Raw genomic sequence first — 18,329 nt, 5'->3', positions numbered from 1 at the left:
ATCCCAGGATAGGTGGACCCGTATGCTCCGCCGGGGATGCGACCGGACCGCTTGACAACCGCAGATCCGCGTCCGGTTCCGGGGTCAGACGGTGTGGTCGAGCCTGTCGGTCAACCAGGCTGCGCCACGCGTCGTCGCGCCGAGTCGCTCGACCCGCTCGCGGAGTCCGCGATCCGAGGTCACCACCACGACGGCACCCTGGAGCCCGGCGACGACGTCGACGATCGCGTCGTCGCCGCTCCCCGCCGCATCCACGACAGAGACGCCTGCGCGCAACTCCGGACCGGTGCCGGCTGCGGTCGCATCCGGCCGGGCTCCACGAGCCTGACCCTCGACCACGGCGACGTATGCCGGCCACCACCGGTCGAAGTCCAGCCCGAGGGCGGACGCGTCGACACCGTCATGGGCGAGGCCGACCAGGCGAGAGACGAACCCCTGCGCGGCGCCCGCGCGGTCCTTCCACCACCCGTTCGGCTGCGATCCGACGACATTGGCGACGTCGACGACGACCGTGACCCGGCGGTCGAGCTGGGCCCGGAGCTCAGGCCAGGAGTCGGCGAAGCCAGGGTGGAGCGGCAAGGTCTCGACCTCCGCCACCGGCACCCAGGCGAGCGCGATGCTCTCCGGGTCGGAGACGACCGGTTCGAAGGGTGCGACCGCCTCGACGATCACCGTCGTGTACGACCAGAACCCGAGGTCCAGCACGGAGGCGAACCGGAGCTCGATCGAGTCCGACGGCACGCCGGCCTCCTCGTTCGACTCCCGGACGGCACCGTCGACGGCGTCCTCGAACTGGTGACGAGCACCACCCGGGATGCCCCAGGTCCCGCCGAAGTGACTCCACCCGGCTCGATGCTGCAGCAACACCCCGCGCGCGGGATCGTGCACCAAGAGACCCGCGGCTCCGAAGCGACCCCAGAACTTGCGGCCGTCTCCGGATTCGACCCACGCGTCGCCCGCGTCGCGCACGGGGTCGCTCGGCGGATGCGTGTCGGTCATGCTTCAAGCCTGTCACGAAACCCCTCGCCGCACGCCCGCTGTGCACAAACTCTCCACCACCTGACGGGGTATGTTGTATCTTGAATATCAGTACACCGGACGCAGCCGCGCCCTCCCCACGATTCACGCGAAGGACCACCATGGATGCACGTCAACGCAGGACGCGGGCTCGCCTCGCCAAAACGATCCTGGAACTCGCCGCCAAGCGCCCCACCAGTGAGATGTCCGTCTCCGAGATCGCGGCCCGTGCCGGTATCAACCGGTCGACCTTCTACCAGCACGCGGCGGCTCCATGCGAGCTGCTCGAGTCGGTGCTGGCCGAGGAACTGACGGAGCTGAGCGTCACCCACCTCGCGACGGTATCGGCCGACGACGCACCCGCCGCGATCGCGCGCCTCACCGTCGCGACCCTCCGACACATCGACGACCGCGCCGACATCTACCGGGTCGGGCTGTACGACGACGTCATCGGAGCGAGCCTGCAACCGATGCTCAACCGGATCTTCACCGCCACGATCCTGGACATCTTCGACCGCGGGGCGATCACGCTTCCGCATGAGGAGTCACTCAGCCCCGAACAGCGTGACGTCTTCATCCGCTCGGCGGCGAACTTCGTGTCGGCCGGGTTCGTCGGCGCATTCCGGGTGTGGCTCGACACCCCGGAGCCACGCGACATCGAAGGGTTCCTGCAGCTGACCGGGGAACTGCTGCCGAGCTGGTGGCCGTTCGACACGGAGGCGGAGTCGGTGCTCGCCCCGGCGATGGACGTTGCCCCCGTGCGCGACTGACCAGGCCTCACGCACGACGAAGGCCCGGGATCGCTCATCGAGCGGTCCCGGGCCTTCGTCAGCGCCCGCCGTTGCGGCGGGGCACCGTGCGTCGGATCAGCGCTGACGCTTCTCGCGGACGCGCATGTTCACGTTGATCGGCGTGCCCTCGAAGCCCCAGATCTCGCGCAGGCGCCGCACGACGTATCGGCGGTAGCCCGGGTCGAGGAACCCCGTGGTGAAGAGCACGAAGGTCGGCGGACGGCTCGCCGCCTGCGTCCCGAACAGGATGCGCGGCTGCTTGCCACCGCGCAGCGGGTGCGGGTGCGCCGCGGTGAGCTCGGCGAGGAAGGCGTTGAACTTGCCCGTCGGGATCCGCATGTCCCACGACTCGAGGGCGACCTCGAGTGCCGGAACGAGCCGTTCGAGGTGACGACCGGTGCGGGCCGAGATGTTGACGCGCGGAGCCCACGAGACGTGCGAGAGGTCCTGCTCGATCTCGCGCTCCAGGTACTTGCGGCGCTCGTCGTCGAGCTGGTCCCACTTGTTGAACGCGAGGACGAGCGCACGGCCGCTCTCGAGCACGAGGTCGATGATGCGGACGTCCTGCTCGCTGATCACCTCGGTCACGTCGATGAGCACGACCGCGACCTCGGCCTTCTCGAGTGCGGTGCTCGTGCGGAGCGAAGCGTAGAAGTCGGCGCCCTGCGAGAGGTGCACGCGACGACGGATACCGGCGGTGTCGACGAAGCGCCAGATCTTGCCGCCGAGCTCGATCTGCTCGTCGACCGGGTCGCGAGTGGTGCCCGCGAGGTCGTTGACGACGACGCGCTCCTCCCCCGCCGTCTTGTTCAGCAGGCTGGACTTGCCGACGTTGGGGCGTCCGAGGATCGCGACGCGGCGCGGCCCACCGAACTCGTCCTTCGCGACAGCGGAGACCTGCGGCAGGACCTTGAGGATCGTGTCGAGGAGGTCGGCGACGCCGCGACCGTGGATGGCGGAGACCGGGTGGGGCTCGCCGAGGCCGAGGTTCCAGAGCGCAGCGGCCTCCGGCTCCTGGCGGGCGTCGTCGATCTTGTTGGCGACGAGGAACACCGGACGACCGGTCTTGCGGAGGAGCTTGACGACCTGCTCGTCCGTCGCAGTGGCACCCACCATGGCGTCGACGACGAAGATGACGACGTCGGAGAGGTCGATGGCGATCTCGGCCTGCGCCGCGACCGACGCGTCGATGCCCTTCGCGTCCGGCTCCCAGCCACCGGTGTCGACGACCGTGAAGCGACGGTCGTTCCACTCGGCCTTGTAGTTGACGCGGTCGCGGGTGACGCCGGGGGTGTCCTCGACGACGGCTTCGCGGCGGCCGAGGATGCGGTTCACCAGCGCGGACTTGCCCACGTTCGGACGGCCGACGATGGCCACGACGGGCAGGGCCGGCAGGAACCGGATCTCGTCGGGGTCCTCCGTCGCGCCGTCGAGGATGTCGAGGTCGTCGCCTTCGAGGTCGTAGTCGGCCAGGCCGGAGCGGAGGGACGCGGCCCGCTGGGTCGCGAGCTCCTCGTCCATGTCCTGGAGGCGGTCCGCGAGGTCGTCGGGGCCTCCGTCGAACTGCTCGTCATCGTGAGCCATGGGAGTTCCTTGCTGTGAGGGATTCGGTGACGCGGACGACCGCGTCGACCGTCTCGTCGAAGTCGATGTGCGTGGAGTCGACCGTGGTCACTCCGTCCGCCGCGTTCATGAAGTCGACGACCCTGGAGTCCGCCCGATCACGCCGCTGCAGTTGTTCCGCGACGTCGCCGGCAGGGTGGCTCTCGAATTCCGCTGAACGCCTGGCCATTCTAGCCGCTTCGGACGCCGTGAGCAGGATCCGAGCCTGAGCATCCGGTGCGACGACGGTCGTGATGTCCCGTCCCTCGACGACGATGCCCGGACGATCGACGCCCGCGATGATCGATCGGAACGTGTCGTTGATCCACGCACGCACCTCGGGGACCCTCGCGACGGCCGACACGACCGCCGTCACGCGCTGCCCGCGGATCTCCTCCGTCACGTCCTGCCCGCCCAACGAGAAGGCGGTGACATCCGGGTCGAGCGAGACGGAGAACGCCTCGCCGAAGGCCTCGAGCGACGCGACGACGGCCGCCGAGTCCTCCGGATCGACACCTGCTTCCACGGTGTGCAGGGCGAGTGCGCGGTACCAGGCACCCGTGTCCAGGTAGCGGTAGCCGAGTCGGCGCGCGACGGCCTTGCTGACGCTCGACTTCCCGCTGCCGGCCGGCCCGTCGATCGCGACCACGACGGGTACGGCGTGCGTCGACGCGTCGGTGCTGGTGGGGTGCTGTTCAGTCATGTCTCTTCCTATACCTCTGCGATGCGCCAACCGCGCGACTCGAGGTCATCCACGGTGCGCTGTTTGACCTCAGGGAGGACCTGGACCTCCGCGAGACCGATGTTCGCGCCGGGCGAGTGCTCCAGACGCAGGTCTTCGATGTTCACGCCGATCTCGCCGAGCTCCGTGAACAGGGCGCCCAGTTGGCCGGGACGGTCGTCGAGGAGGACGACGATGCTGGCGAACCGGCGGTTCTGGCCGTGCTTGCCCGGCAGCCGTGCGACGCCCGTGTTGCCGGCGGCGATCGTGTCCGCGACCGTGCGGCGTGCGCCTGGCACCTCCGGGTCACGGAGAGCCGAGATGACCGAGTCGAGGTCGGTGGACAGCCGCTCCAACACCGGAAGCACCTCGGCATGGTTCGCGCTGAGGATCTGCACCCAGAGTTCGGGAGCACTCGAGGCGATGCGGACGGTGTCGCGAAGGCCCTGGCCGGCGAGCTGGATGGCACCCTCCTCCGCGTCCCGCAGCTGCGCGGCGAGGAGACTCGCGACAAGCTGCGGCGTGTGCGAGACGAGGGCGACGAACCGGTCGTGTTCCTCCGGGGTCATCTCCATCGGGATGGTGCCGAGGTCGAGCGCGAGTCCCTCGACCTGCGCCAGTGCCCAGGCGGGGGTCTCCGCGTCGCGGCAGATCACCCAGGGACGACCGAGGAAGAGGTCCGCACGCGCGGAGATGGCCCCGCCGCGCTCACGCCCCGCGAGCGGGTGAGAGCCGATGTACCTGGTGAGGTCGACGCCGCGCTCGAGCAGCGCCCGATAGGGTTCGAGCTTCACGCTCGCGACGTCGGTGACGACCGCGTCCGGGAACGCCTCCAGCTCGGCCTCGATCACACGGGCCGTGACGTCCGGCGGGACACAGATGACGACGACGGACGGGGTGTCGGTCGCCTCGGCACTACGACCCGCTCCGTAGTCGATCGCGAGACGCAACTGGCTGGGCGACGCGTCGTCGAGGATGATGTCGACGCCCTTGGCGCGCAACGCGAGACCGATGCTCGCCCCGAGCAGTCCGGCTCCCACGATGCGGACGGAACCCTGGACGCGCGGTGGCGATGCGACGACGTCGGTCATTCGGTCGGCTCCGACGCCTCCGCCGCGGTGCCGTCGGCTGCGCGCGCCTCAGGGCCGTGCGCACGCGCGATGGTGAGGATGGCGCCGAGCTCGTCCTTGGTGAGCTCCCGCAGCTGCCCGGACCCGAGGGTGCCGAGGTGGAGGGGGCCGAACTGGCGACGGACGAGGTCCACGACGGGGTGTCCGACGGCGTCAAGCATGCGACGGACGATCCGGTTGCGACCGGAGTGCAGCGTGAGCTCCACCAGGCTGAAGCCGTCCTCGGTGCCCAGGAGCCGCGCCTTGTCGGCGGAGATGGGTCCGTCCTCGAGGTCGATGCCCGCGGTCAGCTTCGCGAGGACCTGCGGGGTCACCTTGCCGGTCACCTTCGCGATGTACGTCTTCTGGACGCCGAAGGACGGGTGCGCCAGCACATGGGCCAGATCGCCGTCGTTCGTGAGGATGAGCAGGCCGCTCGTCTCGGCGTCGAGGCGCCCGACGTTGAACAACCGCTCCTCGTACTGCTCGGTGAAGCGGCGCAGATCGGGGCGACCGCGGTCGTCCTTCAGCGAGCTGTAGATGCCCACCGGCTTGTTGAGCATGAGGTACCGCTTCGACGCGTCGAGCTGGATGGCGCTTCCGTCGACCGACACGAGGTCGTGCTCCGGGTCGATGCGTGAGCCGAGCTCGGTCACGACGACGCCGTTCACCTCCACACGCCCGTCCTCGATGAGCTGCTCGGAGACGCGCCTGGAGGCGACGCCCGCGTTCGCGAGCACCTTCTGCAAGCGGATGCCCTCTGGTTCAGTGCTGGTCACTGTCGAATCCTTCCCGGCCATCGTCGAGCAACGGCGAGATCCGCGGCAGCTCCTCGATGGCGTTGATACCAAGTTGGGTGAGCAGGAGATCGGTGGTGCCGTAGTTGATGGCACCCGTCTCGCTGTCGGTGAACATCTCCGTGATGAGACCGCGTCCGAGGAGTGTCCGGACGACGGAGTCGACGTTGACGGCACGGATGGATGCGATCGCCCCGCGGCTGATCGGTTGCTTGTAGGCGATGACCGCGAGGGTCTCGAGCGCCGCCTGCGAGAGCTTCGTCGGGTTCTGGGACACCACGTAGTCGGCGATGAGGGCGTCGTGGTCCGCTCGGACGTAGAACCGCCACCCGCCACCGACCTCGCGCAGCTCGAAGCCGCGTCGCACGCCGCCGCGTTCGCCGTCGTAGTCGGCCACGAGTTCGGCGATGGCACGCCGCACCGTCCCGACCGGGACGTGCACGGCGGCAGCCAGGTTCACGAGGCTCTGCGGCTCGTCGGCCACCATGAGGATCGCCTCGAGCGCCCTCGGGACGTCCGGTGCCGGTACCGGCTCGGGTTCGGGCGGGAGGCTCGTCGCCACGTCGGCAGGCCGGTCGATCGGCTCGTCTGCGAGCTCAGGCATCGTAATCGGCTCCCAGGTTCGCGAGGCTGTCGTCGTCCCACGTTTCGGCCGTCCAACGCAGGGTGAGCTCGCCGAGCGGTTCGATCTGCTCGAACGACAGTGCGGCGTGGCGGTACAGCTCGAGCACGGCGATGAACCGGGCGATGACGACGCCCTTCAGCTCGGCACCGGCGACGAGTTCGCGGAAGGTGTGGGATCCGCCGCTGCGGAGGATGGCGACGACGTGCGCCGCCTGCTCGCGGATGCTCACGAGCGGGGCGTGCAGGTGGTCGAGTCCGACGGTCGGCAGCTCTCGCGGCGTGAACGCGAGCGTCGCCAGTGCCACGAAGTCCTGGGCCGTCAGCGTCCACACGAGTTCCGGGGTCTGGCGTCGGTACCGCTCTTCCAGGCGGACGGAACGGGGATGACGCGCGGACTCCAGCTCGAGGCGTTCGGCGAACCAGGCCGACGCCTGCTTGAAGGCACGGTACTGGAGCAGGCGTGCGAACAGGAGGTCTCTCGCCTCCAGCAGGGCGACGTCCTCGGCGTCGACCAGCTCGCCCTGCGGCAGCAGGCCGGCGATCTTGAGGTCGAGCAGCGTGGCCGCGACGACGAGGAACTCGCTCGCCTGATCGAGCTCGTCGTCGGCCTCGAGGGTGCGCAGGTACGCGATGAACTCGTCGGTCACGCGACTGAGCGACACCTCGGTGATGTCGAGCTCGTGCTTGCCGATGAGCGACAGCAGGAGGTCGAACGGGCCCTCGAAGCCGTCGAACGACACCCGGAACGACGGAGTCGCCGCAGGTTCGACGGACGGCGCCTCGGTGGGGTGCGTGCCGGTCTCGTCGGCCGGAGGGAGGACGGCCACGGACGACCGCGCGGGATCAGGCGATCGCGCCACGGGAGATGAGCTCTCTCGCCAGCTGACGGTAGGCCTTCGCCGCCGCGTGCTCCGGTGCGAACTCGGTGATCGGGGTTCCGGCGACGCTCGCGTCCGGGAACTTCACGGTACGACCGATGACCGTCTCGAGCACCTTGTCGTCGAAGGCGTCGACGACCCGCTCGAGCACCTCGCGAGAGTGCAGCGTCCGGGAGTCGTACATGGTCGCGAGGATGCCGTCGAGCTCGATCGCCGGGTTGAGGCGGTCGCGGACCTTGTCGATGGTCTCGATCAGCAGCGCGACGCCGCGCAGCGCGAAGAACTCGCACTCGAGCGGGATGAGCACGCCGTGGCTCGCCGTGAGGGCGTTGACGGTGAGCAGGCCGAGCGAGGGCTGGCAGTCGATCAGGATGACGTCGTAGTCGTCGGAGACCTTCCGCAGCACCCGGGCCAGGATCGTCTCGCGTGCGACCTCGTTGACGAGGTGGACCTCGGCGGCGGAGAGGTCGATGTTCGCCGGGAGGACGTCGAGACCGTCGATGGCGGTGTGCTGGATGACCTCCGCCGGGTCCTTCACGGTGCCGAGCAGCAGGTCGTACACGGTGTTCGAATCGTGGGTCGAGATGCCGAGACCAGCGGACAGGGCGCCCTGCGGGTCGAAGTCGACGACGAGGACGCGACGGCCGTACTCGGCCAACGCGGCCGAGAGGCTGATGGTGGTCGTCGTCTTCCCGACTCCACCCTTCTGGTTGCAGAGCGAGATGATGCGTGCCGGGCCGTGCTGGGCCAGGGTCGGCGGGACCGCGAATTCGCGACGCGGCCGGCCGGTGGGGCCGTTCGGGTTCGCTTCGGCGGCGGTCTTGCGCGCAGCGTGCTGCACTGCGCTCGTGTGCTTCGTACCGGCCACCGGTGTTGCCTCGCTCCCGCTTGCTGTCGTTCGAGTGACGAGTCTACCGGGCCGCGGCTCAGGCCCGGGGTGCCGCTCCGCCCGCGGTCCATCTGGCCCGCGGATGCGACTGCGTGTACACGTCGCGGAGGTTGTCGACTGTCACCAGGGTGTACAGCTGCGTGGTCGCGACGGAGGAGTGACCGAGGAGTTCCTGCACGACCCGGACGTCCGCCCCGCCCTGCAACAGGTGGGTGGCGAAGGAGTGCCGCAGCGTGTGCGGCGAGATGTGCGCTTCGAGTCCCGCGCGCTCGGCCGCACGCTGCAGGATGAGCCAAGCGCTCTGGCGGGACAGGCGTGCGCCACGCTGCCCGAGGAAGAGTGCCGGCGTGGAACGACCGAGGGCTGAGAAGACGGGACGGACCCGGACCAGGTAGCGGTCGACCGCCTCGCGGGCGAAGCTCCCGAGCGGCACGATCCGTTGTTTGCCACCCTTGCCGAGCAACCGGACGATGTCGGTGTCGATGACATCGTCGACGTTCAGGCCGACCGCCTCCGAGACGCGGGCGCCGGTCGCATAGAGCAGCTCGAGGAGCGCCTTGTCGCGGATGGCGAGCAGCTCGTCGCCGTCGGTCGTCTCGAGCAAGGCCCGGACCTGGTCGATCGTGATCGCCTTCGGCAGGCGCCCGGGGAGCTTCGGCGGGCGCACCTCCCGTGCCACGTCGACCTCGACGAGCTGCTCGTCGAGGAGGAACCGGTGGAGCCCACGGATGGAGGACAGGACCCTGGCGAGCGAGGACGCGCGGACCGGCTGTCCCTCGGGCGTCTTCAGCGAAGCGGTGTACTCCGACACGTGCGCGGCGGTGACGGCGGCCGCCTCATCGACGCCGTGCGTGCCGAGCCAGGCCAGGTACCCCTCGAGATCCCGCCGGTAGGCGGCCTGCGTGTTGGCCGACAGGCCGCGCTCAATCGCGATGTGCCGCAGGTAGTCGGCGACCGCGCGATCGAGCGCCACGCTTCAGGCTCCGCCCGGTCCGATCGTGGAGTCGCCGCTGTCGCGCAGCGTCGACCACCCGCGATCGCGAGCCGCGGCAGCGGTCAGGATACCGATCATGAGGATCGAGTTGTGGAGCCGGCCGTCGAGCACCGCCGCCACCGCATCGTCGAGCGGCACCCACTCGATGCGGATGTCCGCCTCCTCCTCCGCGCGGGCGAACGCCTCGGTGGTCGCCGTGAGGTCGCGGGCGAGGTAGATGCGGATCGACTCGTTGCTGCCACCAGGGGTGGTGTAGAACTCCGTCAGGAGCTGCAGCGAGCCGGCGACCAGGTCGGCCTCCTCCTCGAGCTCACGACCGGCGGCAACCGCAGGGTCCTCCCCCGCGATGTCGAGCAGCCCGGCCGGAAGCTCCCAGTCGCGCTCACCGATCGGGTGCCGGTACTGCTGGATGAGCAGCACCCGGTCCTCGGCGTCGAGCGCGAGCACGGCGACCGCTCCGGTGTGATCGACGAACTCGCGGACGACCTCGCCGTCGCCGTACCGGAACGTCTCGCGACGGATGTCCCAGACCTTGCCCTCGAAGGCGCGCTCCGAGGAGACGACCTCGACCGGGTGGGCCTCATCGCGCAACGCTCCGACGGTGTCGTTCGACTCAACCATTGGCGACGTCGAACAGTCGGCTCGCCTGCTGGCGCTCGAGCGAGGCGCCGACGAGGCCGGCGAACAGCGGGTGGGCGTGGTTCGGACGCGAACGGAGTTCGGGGTGGGCCTGCGTCGCGACGTAGAACGGGTGCACCTCGCGCGGCAGCTCGACATACTCGACGAGCGTGCCGTCGGGCGAGAGGCCGGAGAACTGCAGACCGGCGTCCGCGATCTGCTGGCGGTACCCGTTGTTCACCTCGTAGCGGTGACGGTGGCGCTCCGAGACCTCGTTCGACCCGTAGAGCTCGGCGACGATCGAGCCCTCGTCGAGCTTCGCTGCGTACAGGCCGAGACGCATCGTCCCGCCCAGGTCGCCGCCGGCGATGATCTCGACCTGCTCGGCCATCGTCGCGATGACCGGGAACTGCGTGTCGGGGTCGAACTCGGAGGAACTCGCGCCCTCGAGTCCGACGATGTTGCGGGCGTACTCGATGACCATGCACTGCAGGCCGAGGCAGAGGCCGAGCACCGGGATGCCGTTCTCACGGGCGAACTTCAGGGCGCCGAGCTTGCCCTCGATCCCGCGGATACCGAAGCCGCCCGGCACGCAGATGCCGTCGACATCGGCGAGGGCCTTGATCGCTCCTTCGACGGTCTCGCAGTCGTCGGACGGGATCCACCGGATGCTGACCTTGGTGTCGTGAGCGAACCCGCCGGCCTTGAGCGCCTCGGTGACCGAGAGGTAGGCGTCGGGGAGGTCGATGTACTTGCCGACGAGGCCGATGGTGACCGCGTGCTTCGGGTGGTGCACGGCCTCGAGGAGGTCCGCCCAGCCGCTCCAGTCGACGTCGTTGGTGACGAGGCCGAGCCGGTCCGCGATGTACGCGTCGAGGCCCTGGTCGTTCAGCATGGTGGGGATGTCGTAGATGCTCGGCACGTCCACCGCGTTGACGACGGCGTCCTCGTCGACGTCGCACATGAGCGCGATCTTGCGCTTGTTGCTCTCCGTCACGGGGCGGTCGCTGCGAAGCACGAGGGCGTCGGGCTGGATGCCGATGGAGCGGAGGGCCGCGACCGAGTGCTGCGTCGGCTTCGTCTTCTGCTCCCCCGAGGCGCCCATGTACGGCACGAGGGACACGTGCACGAAGAAGACGTTGTTCCGGCCGAGCTCGTGACGGATCTGCCGGGCCGACTCGATGAACGGCTGTGACTCGATGTCGCCGACCGTGCCACCGATCTCCGTGATGATCACGTCGGGCTGCGGCGTCTCGGACGCCTGGAGGCGCATCCGACGCTTGATCTCGTCGGTGATGTGCGGGATGACCTGCACGGTGTCGCCGAGATACTCACCGCGGCGCTCCTTGGCGATGACGGTCGAGTAGATCTGGCCCGTCGTGACGTTCGCCGCCTGGCTCAGCTCGATATCGAGGAAGCGCTCGTAGTGGCCGATGTCGAGGTCGGTCTCGGCGCCGTCGTCGGTCACGAAGACCTCGCCGTGCTGGAACGGGTTCATCGTGCCGGGGTCGACGTTGAGATAGGGGTCGAGCTTCTGCATGACGACCCGGAGCCCGCGTGCGGTCAGCAGGTTGCCGAGGCTGGCGGCAGTGAGCCCCTTGCCCAACGAAGAAACGACACCACCAGTCACGAAGATGTGCTTGGTCGTGCGGTTGGAGCCCGGGACGATGTCGTCGGTCGAGGAGTTCAGGTTGCCCGCTTCAGAAGTATTCACCACGGGCTTTTATCCTACCATCCAGTTCGGGCTTCCGTGTCGATTCCTGCACCGGACCGTCGTCATGAGGCGGCGAGGGCGAGCAGTTCGCGGGCGTGGGCGAGGCCGCTGTCCGATTCCGCGAGGCCCGAGAGCAGCCGCGCCATCTCCGCTTCGCGTTCCGCACCGACGAGCTGACGGACGCTCGAGGCAGTGACGGACCCGTCTCCGCCCTTGACCACGCTCAGATGGTTGTTGGCGAAGGCCGCGACCTGCGCGAGGTGGGTGACGACGATCACCTGGGATCGTTCGGCGAGGGCCGCGAGACGGCGACCGATCTCGATCGCCGCAGCACCGCCGACACCGGCGTCGACCTCGTCGAACACGAAGGTCGGGACGGGGTCCGCTCCGGCGATGACGACCTCGAGGGCCAGCATCACGCGAGAGAGCTCTCCACCCGAAGCGCCCTTGCCCAGCGGGCGCGGTTCCGCTCCGGCGTGGGGTCGGAGGAGGAAGGCGATCACATCCTTGCCGTACACCGTGAGGTCGTCGCGGTCGGTGACCTCGACGACCAGCTCGGCTTCGGCCATGGCGAGCGAACGCAGTTCGGTGCTGGCTGCCGCTCCGAGGCGTGCCGCCGCCTCGACCCGGACCGCGCTCAGCGCCGCGGCGGCCGTGTCGACCTCGCCGACGAGGCGCTCGACCTCACCCTCCAACTCGGTGATGCGGTCGGAGTCGCCGTCGAGTTCCAGGAGGCGGGTGCTCCCGGTCTCGAGGAGCTGCAGGACGTCGTCGGCGGTCGGGCCGTACTTCCGGGCCAGTGTGGCGAGGGTCGCGCGACGTTCCTGCACGACCTCGAGTTCGCGGGCGCCGTCCTCGTCGAGTCCGGCCAGGTAGCTGGAGAGCTCGGCGGCGATCTCGGCAGCCAGGTAGCTCGCGTTCGCCACACTCGCGGCGATCGCGCCGAGGGCAGGGTCGTGGACCGCGGCGCGGTCCAGCTGCCGCCGTGCGCCTTCGAGGAGTCCGACGACGTCGCTCTCCTCGCCGGCTTCGGCGGAGACGAGTTCGCGTGCTCCGGCCGCCGAGAGCCGGAGTTCCTCGAGGTTCGTGAGCCGGTCCGCCCGCTCGGCGAGCTCTGCGTCCTCACCGGGCTGCGGGTCCGCCTGTTCGATCTCCGCCAGCGCGGCGCGCAGCTGTTCGGCTTCGAGCAGGCGGGTGTCGCGTTCCCCGGTGAGGGTCTCGAGCTCGGTCCGCAGTTCGATGAGTCGGCGATACCGTTCCTGGTAGGCGGCCAACGCCTGGTGGAGCGGTTCGCCGGCGAACCGGTCGAGGGCGTCCCGCTGGGCGGGTGCAGTCCGCAGGCGGATCTGATCGGACTGTCCGTGCACCACGACGAGCTGCTCGCCGAGCTCGGACAGGATCCCGATGGGTGCTGTGCGCCCACCGACGATCGCGCGACCGCGTCCCTCGGCGGTCACGATGCGTCCGAGCAACAGCTCCGCCGCCTCGCCCGCCTCGTCCAGGTCTCCCCCGGCTTCGCGGACCCGATCGGCGACGGCGCCGTACGCCGGCACCAGCCAGCGTCCTTGCACACTCGTCTGCTTCTGACCGGCACGGACGACGCCGCTGTCCGAGCGCTGTCCGAGAAGGAGGCCGAGTGCGGTGACGACCATGGTCTTGCCGGCGCCCGTCTCACCGGTGACGGCCGTGAAGCCGGGTCCGAGCGGGAGGGTGCCCGAGGCGATGACCCCGAGGTCGCGGATCTCGATCTCTTCGATCATGCAGTGCCGTCCTGATCGTCGTCGTGGCCGGTGGTCGTCGGACCCGGCAGGTGGATCGTGCCGGTCATGGGCTCCTCCCGACCGACGGGGCCACGCCAGCCGGTGACCGGGAGCCGGAACTTGTTGACGAGGCGGTCGGTGAAGGTGCTCTCGTGCAGACGCGCCAGACGTACCGGCACCGACGAGCGTCGGACCACGACCCGGGCGCCCGGCTGGAGGTCGCGGGCGCGCCGTCCGTCGCACCAGAGGACACCGAGCCCGTCCGTGCGCTCCAGCACCTCCACGGCGAGTGCGGACTCCGGGCCGACGACCAGCGGTTTGGCGAACAGCGCGTGCGCGCTGAGCGGGACGAGGGTGATGGCTTCCACCGACGGCCACACGACGGGCCCGCCGGCCGAGAAGTTGTACGCGGTGGAGCCGGTGGGCGTCGAGATGACCACGCCGTCGCAACCGAACGACGAGAGCGGACGCTGGTCGACCTCGATGACGACCTCGAGCATGCGCTCCCGGCTCGCCTTCTCGACCGTGGCCTCGTTCAGCGCCCACGTCTCGTAGACGACCTCGGCCCCGACCTTCACCCGCACCGAGAGCGTCATCCGCTCCTCGACGAAGTAGTCGCGTCGGACGACCCGCTCGACCGTCTCGGTGAGGTCGTCGCGTTCGCTCTCCGCGAGGAACCCGATGTGGCCGAGGTTCACGCCGAGCAGCGGTGCGGCCGAGCCGCGCGTGACCTCGGCCGCGCGCAGGATCGTGCCGTCGCCGCCGAGCACGATGGTCAGCTCGATGTCGCCGAGTCCGACCTCGTCGTGGAGGACGGAGACGACCGAGAGTTCCGGGTCGACGGCGATGAGGTCGGCGCGCTCCAGGGCGCTCAGCACCGGGCGGACGCCGGCGTCCAGCAGCAATCGGGAGACGAGGACCGCGGCGTCGCGTGAGTCGTCACGGCCCGTGTGCGCGACGACCAGGATGTTCCTCGCCGCGACGGTCGGATCGGTGGGGTGTGGCATCGGGTTACGCTCCAGCCATCGAGGTGATCTGCTGCATCCATTCTGTCGGATTGCGGCCGTGCTCAGCCGATATCCACACGACGTACTCACGGTTGCCGTGCGTGCCGACGATGGGCGACGGGATGAGCCCGGCCGTGCCCAGTCCGAGGTCCCAGGCCGCCCAGAGGACGCCGGCGACGGCGTCCGCACGGAGCGCGGCGTCGGTGACGACGCCTTCCCGGACCCCTCCGCGACCGACCTCGAACTGCGGCTTGACGAGGAGGACGAGCTCGGCGGGGACCGCTGCCACGCTCACGAGCGCAGGAAGCACCTGCGTGAGGGAGATGAAGGAGAGGTCGCCGACCACGACGGACGGTCGCTCGTCGTCACCGGTGAACTCGCGGAACTGTTCAGGGGTGAGGAACCGGACGTTGCAGCCCTCGACGACCTGCACCCGCTCGTCCTCGCGCAGCTGCGGGACGAGCTGGTCGTGGCCGACGTCCAGCGCGACCACCCGGCGGGCTCCGCGCTCGAGGAGGACCTGGGTGAACCCGCCGGTCGAGGCCCCGGCGTCGAGGACCAGTGCGTCCTCGACGGACACCGGAAAGGCGTCCAGCGCGGCGAGGAGTTTGTGTGCGGCGCGGCTCACGTAGTGGTCGGTCGCGGCGACGGTGAGCTTCGCGTCGGGGCGCACCCGGTGCGCTGCTTTGACGATGGTGCGTCCGTCCACGGTGACCAGCCCGTCGGCGACGAGTTGGGCTGCGTGGGTTCGGGACCGGGCGAGCCCACGGGCGGCGAGGGCGGCGTCGAGACGGACCGGCGAGCGGTCATCCTCCGCGGTGTCCGGCACTGTGGGCGGTTCGGGTAGGTTCTGCATGCGTTAGGCCGAGGTCCTCGGCGAGTCGCTCCCTTCGAGCGTTGCCCGGAGTTCGTCGACGAGTTCGCCGTAGGCGGCGGCACGTTCCCCGAGCGGTTGCTCGTCGATGCGGCGGACGCGGGACAGGAGGCTGTTGCTCGGGTCCTCCGGTTCATTCGTCACAGGGCAACCCTACCGGCCACCACCTCCGTCATCGGGAGGGAGCGCTGAGGGCGAACACGGCCGGCAGCGGCCGGCAGCGCGTTCATTCCGCGTAGAGGTGCTCCGGGACATTGAGCCCGTAGATCGCCCGGCCGGAGGCCCAGATCGCCGCGCACGCGGCACGGAGCAGATCGATCTTCGACGGACCGCTCGATTCCACGACGACGTCGTTGCCGCGGATGCGGACCGTCGCCGCACCGACGGTCGCCGCCTTGCCGTCCCGAGACATCGTCGTGACCGGGTACGGCTCGTGCAGCTGCCGCAGGTCTTCGAGGATGAACGTCGGCCGGGAGTGCTGGTCAGCCGCGAGGACGTGCTTGGCTCGATCGATCCCGGTGAGGACGAGCGCGGAGGCGATGCCGGCGCGGTTCGCCCCGAGGATGTCGGTGTCGAGCCGGTCGCCGATGAACAGCGGCTTGGACGCGCTGAAGCGCACCTTGGCCTCGTCGAAGATCGGCACCTCGGGCTTGCCGGCGACCGTGGCGAGTCGTCCGATGGCGGTGTGGACGGCCGAGACGAGCGTTCCGTTACCGGGTGCGATACCGCGGGCCTGGGGAATCGTCCAGTCCGTGTTCGTGGCGACCCAGGGCAGTTCAGTCCCGTCCGGCCGTGGCGTCTGCAGTGCGAAGGCCGCCTCGGCGAGGTGTGACCATCCGACCTCCGGGGCGAAGCCCTGGATGACGGCGGCCGGCGAGTCCTCGGCGGATCGGGTGACGACGAAGCCGCCCTTCTCCACCTCGTCGACGAGGCCGGCGCCGCCGACGACCAGGATGGTGGAGCCGGCGGGTACGAGGCCCGACAGGAGCCGCACGGCGGCCTGGGGGCTCGTCACGACCTCGGCGGGTGCCACGGTGAGACCGAGGTCCGTCAGGTGTTGCGCGACCGAGGCGTCGGTGCGGGAGGCGTTGTTGGTGATGTAGCCGACCCGCACATGTGTCGCAGCGAGGTTCAACGACTCCACCGCATGTGGGATCGCGTTCGGTCCGGCGTAGACGACGCCGTCCAGGTCGGCGAGCACGACGTCGACACCGTCGAGGGGGGTCACGGGCTTAGGCCTTCTCGTCAGCAGCGGACTCATCGGCCGGCGTCTCCTCTGGCAGGTCGTCCTGAACATCAGCAGCAGCAGCAGCAGCAGCAGCAGCAGCAGCAGCATCAGCATCAGCATCAGCATCGATGTCGAAGAACTCCTCGACGACGACCATGGTCTCCCCTTCGTCGTCGGCGGCCGACTGCTCGAGCGCCTCAGCGGCGATCGTCGCACGATCGTGCCAGACGGCTGCCTCGTCCATCCGGCCGAGCACCTCGAGCGTCTCGGCGTAGGCGTTGAACAACGCGGGGCTGTAGGAGAACGCCCGCTTCGGGTCGAGCTGCGGGATCTGCAGCTCCGTCAGGGCGTCCTCGGTCTGGCCGAGATCGAGGCGGGCCCCGGACATCGCGATCGCGAGTGCGACACGGACCGGGACATCGAGCGTGGAGCGGTCGACGGATCGGCCGAGTTCCAGGGCACGCTCAGGGCGGCCGACACCGCGCTCACTGTCGACCATGAGTGGCAGCTGATCATCCTTGCCGGATATCCGCCGGTAGGTCCGGAGTTCGCGGAGCGCGAGGGCATAGTCACCGGTCTCGTACGCGGTGATCGCCAGGGTCTCTCGGACCATCGCGATCCGACCGGCACGACGCGCAGCGGACATGGCGTGCAGGTGAGCGAGCGCGGGGTCGGTGTCGATCAACCGGGCCGCCATGGCCAGGTGCTGCGCGACGCCGTCGGCGTTCTCCTTGCTGAGCGTCTTGAGCTCGTTCCGCGCACCCTTGTCCAGATCCTGAGGGGTGACGTCCGCAGGGATCTCCGGGTCGTCGTGACGAGGACGGATCGACTTGAGCTCGAACGCGATGCGCTCCTCTTCCGTCAGCTCACGTTCTTTGCGGAACGCGTCGCGGTCGCCCCGAGCCGGCGCACCGTCGCGCGTCCACAGCTCGCGGCCGCCGCTCCGTGCGCCGCCGTCGCGTCCGCGGTCGGCACGGCCGCCACGATCGGACGAGTGCCCGCGATCCGTGCGGTTCCCGCGATCCGGACGGTCGCCCGATGCAGGACGGTCGCCGCTTCGTGCGGGACGATCGGAACGCTGCGGGCGGTCACCCGACGCCGGGCGATCACGCTGCCAAGCAGGCCGATCGGAACGCTGCGGCCGGTCACCGGACGACGGGCGGTCCCCGCTCCGCGCGGGACGGTCGGAACGCTGCGGCCGATCACCGGAGGCAGGACGATCCTGTTGCCAAGCGGGTCGGTCCGACCGCTGCGGGCGGTCGCCGGACGACGGACGGTCGCCACTCCGTGCCGGCCGGTCCGATCGCTGCGGCCGGTCGCCGGACGACGGACGGTCCCGCTGCCAAGCGGGGCGATCAGAGCCCTGTGGCCGGTCGCCTCGAGGACCGTCGCCACGCTGCGGCCGGTCGCCCCGCGGGCTGTCGTTTCGTCGACCAGCGTTCGTGTTCGGGCGTCCATCACCGGACGATCGCGGTGCTCGTCGCTCGCCCTTGTCGGGCTGGTCTGCTGACTGGTCACTCACGATGATCTCCACGGTGTTCGAACGCCGTCACCCGGCGTCTGTGTGCTGAATCCTGTATCCCACGCTACTCGTGAGACGTCGACTTCACGCGGTGCGTGTGCTCAGGCGTACTGCCTGACGCACACTGCGCGTTAACGCAAAATGGCCACCCAAGAACCTTGGGTGGCCATTTCAACGAAGAAGT

General features: G+C 69.6%; 19 protein-coding genes. 1 reads left to right on the top strand and 18 read right to left on the bottom strand.

The window, feature by feature from the left end; all coding sequences use genetic code 11:
* Positions 1–84: 84 nt before the first annotated feature.
* Positions 85–999, bottom strand: coding sequence for an NUDIX domain-containing protein (locus QRN27_RS17625; protein ID WP_285043335.1), 915 nt, complete (start codon positions 997–999; stop codon positions 85–87).
* Between the two features lie 140 nt (positions 1,000–1,139).
* On the opposite strand from QRN27_RS17625, the gene QRN27_RS17620 reads away from it, so the two are divergent.
* Entirely contained in the window at positions 1,140–1,787 is a 648-nt protein-coding gene (locus QRN27_RS17620) for a TetR/AcrR family transcriptional regulator (RefSeq protein WP_285043334.1), read from the top strand.
* 96 nt (positions 1,788–1,883) lie between these two features.
* Here the strand turns inward: QRN27_RS17620 and der are convergent, their stop codons facing one another.
* The 17 genes from der to QRN27_RS17535 form a co-directional block, all read right to left on the bottom strand.
* Complete coding sequence (gene der, locus QRN27_RS17615) at positions 1,884–3,392, bottom strand: ribosome biogenesis GTPase Der (protein WP_285043333.1); 1,509 nt, start codon at positions 3,390–3,392, stop codon at positions 1,884–1,886.
* On the bottom strand, positions 3,379–4,113 hold the full coding sequence (gene cmk / locus QRN27_RS17610) for a (d)CMP kinase (RefSeq protein WP_285043332.1): 735 nt from the start codon (positions 4,111–4,113) through the stop codon (positions 3,379–3,381). Before cmk ends, der begins: the two co-directional genes overlap by 14 nt.
* Positions 4,114–4,121: 8 nt before the next feature.
* Positions 4,122–5,222 (bottom strand): prephenate dehydrogenase, encoded by a 1,101-nt coding sequence (locus QRN27_RS17605; RefSeq protein ID WP_285043331.1) that lies wholly within the window; start codon positions 5,220–5,222, stop codon positions 4,122–4,124.
* Positions 5,219–6,040, bottom strand: coding sequence for a pseudouridine synthase (locus QRN27_RS17600; RefSeq protein WP_285037842.1), 822 nt, complete (start codon positions 6,038–6,040; stop codon positions 5,219–5,221). The genes QRN27_RS17605 and QRN27_RS17600 overlap by 4 nt, the downstream gene beginning before the upstream one ends.
* Complete coding sequence (gene scpB / locus QRN27_RS17595; protein ID WP_285043330.1) at positions 6,006–6,641, bottom strand: SMC-Scp complex subunit ScpB; 636 nt, start codon at positions 6,639–6,641, stop codon at positions 6,006–6,008. The genes QRN27_RS17600 and scpB overlap by 35 nt, the downstream gene beginning before the upstream one ends.
* Positions 6,634–7,488 (bottom strand): segregation and condensation protein A, encoded by an 855-nt coding sequence (locus QRN27_RS17590; RefSeq protein WP_502929546.1) that lies wholly within the window; start codon positions 7,486–7,488, stop codon positions 6,634–6,636. Before QRN27_RS17590 ends, scpB begins: the two co-directional genes overlap by 8 nt.
* A gap of 16 nt (positions 7,489–7,504) precedes the next feature.
* On the bottom strand, positions 7,505–8,380 hold the full coding sequence (locus QRN27_RS17585; RefSeq protein ID WP_056011089.1) for a ParA family protein: 876 nt from the start codon (positions 8,378–8,380) through the stop codon (positions 7,505–7,507).
* An 85-nt stretch (positions 8,381–8,465) separates the two neighbouring features.
* A complete protein-coding gene (gene xerD / locus QRN27_RS17580) occupies positions 8,466–9,401 on the bottom strand; it encodes a site-specific tyrosine recombinase XerD (RefSeq protein ID WP_285043328.1) in 936 nt (311 codons plus the stop codon).
* A 3-nt stretch (positions 9,402–9,404) separates the two neighbouring features.
* Entirely contained in the window at positions 9,405–10,043 is a 639-nt protein-coding gene (locus QRN27_RS17575) for an NUDIX domain-containing protein (RefSeq protein ID WP_285043327.1), read from the bottom strand.
* Positions 10,036–11,730, bottom strand: a complete 1,695-nt coding sequence (gene pyrG / locus QRN27_RS17570) for a CTP synthase (protein ID WP_285043388.1) — start codon at positions 11,728–11,730, stop codon at positions 10,036–10,038. Before pyrG ends, QRN27_RS17575 begins: the two co-directional genes overlap by 8 nt.
* Before the next feature lie 86 nt (positions 11,731–11,816).
* Entirely contained in the window at positions 11,817–13,514 is a 1,698-nt protein-coding gene (gene recN, locus QRN27_RS17565) for a DNA repair protein RecN (protein ID WP_285043326.1), read from the bottom strand.
* A complete protein-coding gene (locus tag QRN27_RS17560; RefSeq protein ID WP_285043325.1) occupies positions 13,511–14,521 on the bottom strand; it encodes an NAD kinase in 1,011 nt (336 codons plus the stop codon). The genes recN and QRN27_RS17560 overlap by 4 nt, the downstream gene beginning before the upstream one ends.
* 4 nt (positions 14,522–14,525) lie before the next feature.
* Positions 14,526–15,377 (bottom strand): TlyA family RNA methyltransferase, encoded by an 852-nt coding sequence (locus QRN27_RS17555; protein ID WP_285043324.1) that lies wholly within the window; start codon positions 15,375–15,377, stop codon positions 14,526–14,528.
* Positions 15,378–15,380: 3 nt separating this feature from the next.
* The gene (locus QRN27_RS17550; protein WP_285043323.1) at positions 15,381–15,539 is read right to left on the bottom strand and encodes a hypothetical protein; all 159 of its coding nucleotides are present in this window, start codon (positions 15,537–15,539) and stop codon (positions 15,381–15,383) included.
* Between the two features lie 82 nt (positions 15,540–15,621).
* On the bottom strand, positions 15,622–16,656 hold the full coding sequence (locus QRN27_RS17545; protein WP_285043322.1) for an HAD-IIA family hydrolase: 1,035 nt from the start codon (positions 16,654–16,656) through the stop codon (positions 15,622–15,624).
* Positions 16,628–17,320 carry a hypothetical protein gene (locus QRN27_RS17540; protein ID WP_285043321.1) on the bottom strand — a complete coding sequence of 231 codons (693 nt, stop codon included), beginning with the start codon at positions 17,318–17,320 and terminating at the stop codon, positions 16,628–16,630. Before QRN27_RS17540 ends, QRN27_RS17545 begins: the two co-directional genes overlap by 29 nt.
* A gap of 164 nt (positions 17,321–17,484) precedes the next feature.
* Positions 17,485–17,772 carry a hypothetical protein gene (locus tag QRN27_RS17535; RefSeq protein WP_285043320.1) on the bottom strand — a complete coding sequence of 96 codons (288 nt, stop codon included), beginning with the start codon at positions 17,770–17,772 and terminating at the stop codon, positions 17,485–17,487.
* Positions 17,773–18,329: the final 557 nt, after the last annotated feature.

This window comes from Plantibacter sp. LMC-P-059a (assembly GCF_030209505.1).
Lineage (GTDB): Bacteria > Actinomycetota > Actinomycetes > Actinomycetales > Microbacteriaceae > Plantibacter.
Note: the sequence above shows the minus strand (reverse complement) of the source record. Positions and strands in the feature narration are given on the sequence as shown.

Bases quoted from the DNA above. Each gene is read 5' to 3' on its own strand.
- QRN27_RS17625 (WP_285043335.1), bottom strand. From the start codon at position 999: ATGACCGACACGCATCCGCCGAGCGACCCCGTGCGCGACGCGGGCGAC.
- QRN27_RS17620 (WP_285043334.1), top strand. From the start codon at position 1,140: ATGGATGCACGTCAACGCAGGACGCGGGCTCGCCTCGCCAAAACGATC.
- der (WP_285043333.1), bottom strand. From the start codon at position 3,392: ATGGCTCACGATGACGAGCAGTTCGACGGAGGCCCCGACGACCTCGCG.
- cmk (WP_285043332.1), bottom strand. From the start codon at position 4,113: ATGACTGAACAGCACCCCACCAGCACCGACGCGTCGACGCACGCCGTA.
- QRN27_RS17605 (WP_285043331.1), bottom strand. From the start codon at position 5,222: ATGACCGACGTCGTCGCATCGCCACCGCGCGTCCAGGGTTCCGTCCGC.
- QRN27_RS17600 (WP_285037842.1), bottom strand. From the start codon at position 6,040: ATGGCCGGGAAGGATTCGACAGTGACCAGCACTGAACCAGAGGGCATC.
- scpB (WP_285043330.1), bottom strand. From the start codon at position 6,641: ATGCCTGAGCTCGCAGACGAGCCGATCGACCGGCCTGCCGACGTGGCG.
- QRN27_RS17575 (WP_285043327.1), bottom strand. From the start codon at position 10,043: ATGGTTGAGTCGAACGACACCGTCGGAGCGTTGCGCGATGAGGCCCAC.
- recN (WP_285043326.1), bottom strand. From the start codon at position 13,514: ATGATCGAAGAGATCGAGATCCGCGACCTCGGGGTCATCGCCTCGGGC.
- QRN27_RS17560 (WP_285043325.1), bottom strand. From the start codon at position 14,521: ATGCCACACCCCACCGATCCGACCGTCGCGGCGAGGAACATCCTGGTC.
- QRN27_RS17555 (WP_285043324.1), bottom strand. From the start codon at position 15,377: ATGCAGAACCTACCCGAACCGCCCACAGTGCCGGACACCGCGGAGGAT.
- QRN27_RS17545 (WP_285043322.1), bottom strand. From the start codon at position 16,656: ATGAGTCCGCTGCTGACGAGAAGGCCTAAGCCCGTGACCCCCCTCGAC.
- QRN27_RS17540 (WP_285043321.1), bottom strand. From the start codon at position 17,320: ATGGCGGCCCGGTTGATCGACACCGACCCCGCGCTCGCTCACCTGCAC.